At 65.6% G+C, this 3262-nt stretch carries 4 protein-coding genes; 3 read left to right on the top strand and 1 reads right to left on the bottom strand.

The features are described 5' to 3' along the window. The coding region (locus H0W38_RS19415) for an SCO family protein (protein WP_292457248.1) at positions 1-333 on the top strand (333 nt) is incomplete at its 5' end. Between the two features lie 68 nt (positions 334-401). Here the strand turns inward: H0W38_RS19415 and rpoH are convergent. Further along, positions 402-1322, bottom strand: coding sequence for an RNA polymerase sigma factor RpoH (gene rpoH / locus H0W38_RS19410; protein WP_292457250.1), 921 nt, complete (start codon positions 1320-1322; stop codon positions 402-404). Positions 1323-1641: 319 nt separating this feature from the next. Here rpoH and H0W38_RS19405 point away from each other — a divergent pair, with 319 nt between their 5' ends. Together H0W38_RS19405 and H0W38_RS19400 are read left to right on the top strand one after the other, a co-directional pair. Then, entirely contained in the window at positions 1642-2817 is a 1176-nt protein-coding gene (locus H0W38_RS19405) for an acyl-CoA dehydrogenase (RefSeq protein ID WP_292457246.1), read from the top strand. A 153-nt stretch (positions 2818-2970) separates the two neighbouring features. Then, positions 2971-3262: response regulator (locus H0W38_RS19400; RefSeq protein WP_292457243.1), on the top strand; the 292-nt coding region annotated here is incomplete at its 3' end.

Raw genomic sequence — 3262 nt, 5'->3', positions numbered from 1 at the left:
AAGGAAAAACTGGGCGAAGACGGTGAGCGGCTGCAGGCCCTGTTCGTCACGGTCGATCCCGAGCGCGACACGCCCAAGCTGCTCGAGCGGTACATGGCAAGCTTCGACCCGAGCTTCATTGCACTGCGTGGCACGGTCGAGCAGACGCAGGCGCTGGCCAAGTCGTTCAAGGCCTACTTCCAGAAGGTGCCGGGCAAGGAGCCCGGCAGCTACTCGGTGGACCACACGGCCGGCGCGTACGTGTTCGATCCGCAGGGGCGGCTGCGCCTGTTCGTGCGCTACGGCCAGCCGGTCGAGGCGTGGGTCGCCGATCTGAAGCGCTTGCTGGCCTGACTTCGATCGGGCGGCGCGGCCACGAAAAAGGCGGCCCACGGGCCGCCTTCTTTTTGGTAAGCCGAGGCTCAGGCGTACTCAGCCAACGCCTTCCTCATCTTCTTCATGGCCGCCACTTCGACCTGGCGGATGCGCTCGGCACTCACCCCGTATTCGGAGGCCAGTTCGTGCAGCGTCATGCCGCCCGAGCCGTTGTCGTTGACCTTGAGCCAGCGCTCCTCGACGATGCGCCGGCTGCGTGTGTCGAGCACATCCAGCGCCAGGCTGATGCCATCGCTCGCCAGCACATCGCGGCGCTGGGCGTCCAGCACCCGGGTCGGCTCAGCACTGTCGTCGGCCAGGTAGGCAATCGGCGCATAACTCTCCTCGCTGTCGTCAGTTTGCGGCTCGAGGGCCACGTCGCCGCCGGACAGGCGCGTTTCCATCTCGATCACCTCTTCGCGCTTGACGTTGAGGTCGCGCGCGACGATGTCGATCTCGGCATCGGTGAGGGTGCTGCGGTGCAGGTCGGCGTCGTCGGCGTCGCCCTTGAAGCCCTGTTTCATGGACCGCAAGTTGAAGAAGAGCTTGCGCTGCGCCTTGGTCGTGGCCAGTTTGACCATGCGCCAGTTCTTCAACACGTACTCGTGGATCTCGGCCTTGATCCAGTGCAGCGCGTAACTGACCAGCCGAACGCCATGGCTCGGATCGAAGCGCTTGACGGCCTTCATGAGGCCGACATTGCCTTCCTGGATGAGGTCGCCGTGCGGCAGGCCGTAGCCCAAGTACTGGCGCGACACCGACACCACCAGGCGCAGGTGCGACATCACCAGCCGCCCCGCGGCCTCCAGATCGTTGTGCTCGCTCAGGCGCCGGCCCAGCGACTGCTCTTCCTCGAGCAAGAGCATGGGCAAGCGGTTGACGGCCGAGACGTAGGCGTCCAGGTTGCCGAGCGAAGGCACCAGCGCCCAGGGGTCGCGCAGCATGGGCACCGGCGAGGCGCCGGCCATGGGAAAAGCGTGAACAGCAGCTGTGGACATCGAGGGCTCTCCTTTTCGGCGGCAATACTAGCACTCATGCATCTGGAGTGCTAAAAATCCATGCAATGCTCCATTCAGTTCGATTGATTATCAACATGAATAGGCATCGCAAAGAGAGCAAGCGCACGCTAACAAATAGGTTCTTTGTGGAACGGACTCGTTTGAGACTAGTGTTTACCCGCGTCGGTTCACTCGTGCGCCGACATGCGGGCAATGCGGACCTGTCACCTGCGTTGCTTGGCCGCCGTACAGCCCTCGCTAAACTCGATGGCCATTCTTAGGAGCAAACATGGCTGCTGCTTTCCATTGGGACGACCCCCTTCTGCTCGATTCGCAACTCACCGGCGACGAGCGCGCGGTACGCGACGCGGCGCGCGACTACTGCCAGGGCCGGCTCGCGCCGCGCGTGCTCGAAGCCTTCCGCCATGAGAAGACCGATCCCGCGATCTTTCGCGAGATGGGCGAGCTCGGCCTGCTCGGCGCCACAATTTCCGAAGCCTATGGCGGTGCTGCGCTCAACTACGTCTGCTACGGCCTGGTCGCGCGGGAGGTCGAACGTGTCGATTCCGGCTACCGCTCGATGATGAGCGTGCAGTCCTCGCTGGTCATGGTGCCGATCGAAACCTTCGGCACCGAGGCGCAGAAACAGAAATACCTGCCTCCCCTGGCGCGCGGCGAATGGATCGGCTGCTTCGGCCTGACGGAGCCGAACCATGGATCCGACCCCAGCAGCATGGTGACCCGGGCCCGCAAGTTGGCCGGCGGCTTCGAGTTGACCGGCACCAAGATGTGGATCACCAACTCGCCCATCGCCGACGTCTTCCTCGTCTGGGCCAAGGACGACGACGGCCAGATCCGCGGCTTCATCCTCGACAAGGGCGCCAAGGGCCTGTCGGCGCCGGCCATCCACAGCAAGGTCGGCCTGCGCGCCAGCATCACCGGCGAGATCGTCATGGACGCGGTGTTCTGCCCCGAGGAAAACGCCTTTCCCGAAGTGCGCGGTCTGAAGGGCCCCTTCACCTGCCTGAACAGCGCGCGCTACGGCATCGCCTGGGGCGCGCTCGGCGCTGCCGAGGACTGCTGGCACCGCGCCCGACAGTACGTTCTCGACCGCCAGCAGTTCGGCCGCCCCCTGGCGGCCAACCAGCTGATCCAGAAGAAGCTCGCCGACATGCAGACCGACATCACGCTCGGCCTGCAAGGCTGCCTGCGGCTGGGCCGCATGAAGGACGAAGGCACGGCAGCCCCCGAGGCCACCTCGCTGATGAAGCGCAACTCCTGCGGCAAGGCGCTCGACATCGCCCGCACCGCACGCGACATGCTCGGCGGCAACGGCATTTCCGACGAGTTCGGCGTGATCCGCCACATGGTCAATCTCGAGGCGGTCAACACCTACGAGGGCACGCACGACGTGCATGCGTTGATCCTCGGCCGGGCGCAAACGGGGATCCAGGCGTTCTTCTGAAGCCGCGCTGGCGGCTTTGCGTCAGCACCGCGTCAGCACGCCGCCCCCGCGCATGACGATGCCGCCCCGCGGGGCCGCAGTGCCGGCGCTACAGTGCCCGGCATCGCTCGTTCGAGCCGTGTGCGCGACCTGCCCGCAACGCCACCCACCACCATGCACATCCTGCTTGCCGAAGACGATCCGGCCGTGGCTGAATCGACCGCCCGGGCGCTGCGTTCGCAGGGCTGGGTGGTGGATCACACGGCACGCGGCGAGCCGGTGCCGGCGTCGGTCAAGGCTGATCCCTACGATCTGCTCATCCTCGACATCGGCCTGGCCAGCATCGACGGCTTCGAGACGCTGCAGCGCGTGCGCGCGCAGGGCTCGACGCTGCCCGTGCTGATCCTGACCGCGCGCGACGCCATCGAGGACCGGGTGCATGGCCTGGAAACCGGCGCCGACGATT

Source organism: Methylibium sp. (genome assembly GCF_013817365.1).
Lineage (GTDB): Bacteria > Pseudomonadota > Gammaproteobacteria > Burkholderiales > Burkholderiaceae_C > Methylibium.
Note: the sequence above shows the minus strand (reverse complement) of the source record. Positions and strands in the feature narration are given on the sequence as shown.

Excerpts from the sequence above, each read along its gene's own strand:
- rpoH (WP_292457250.1), bottom strand. The coding sequence starts at position 1,322 with ATGGCCGGCGCCTCGCCGGTGCCCATGCTGCGCGACCCCTGGGCGCTG.
- H0W38_RS19405 (WP_292457246.1), top strand. The coding sequence starts at position 1,642 with ATGGCTGCTGCTTTCCATTGGGACGACCCCCTTCTGCTCGATTCGCAA.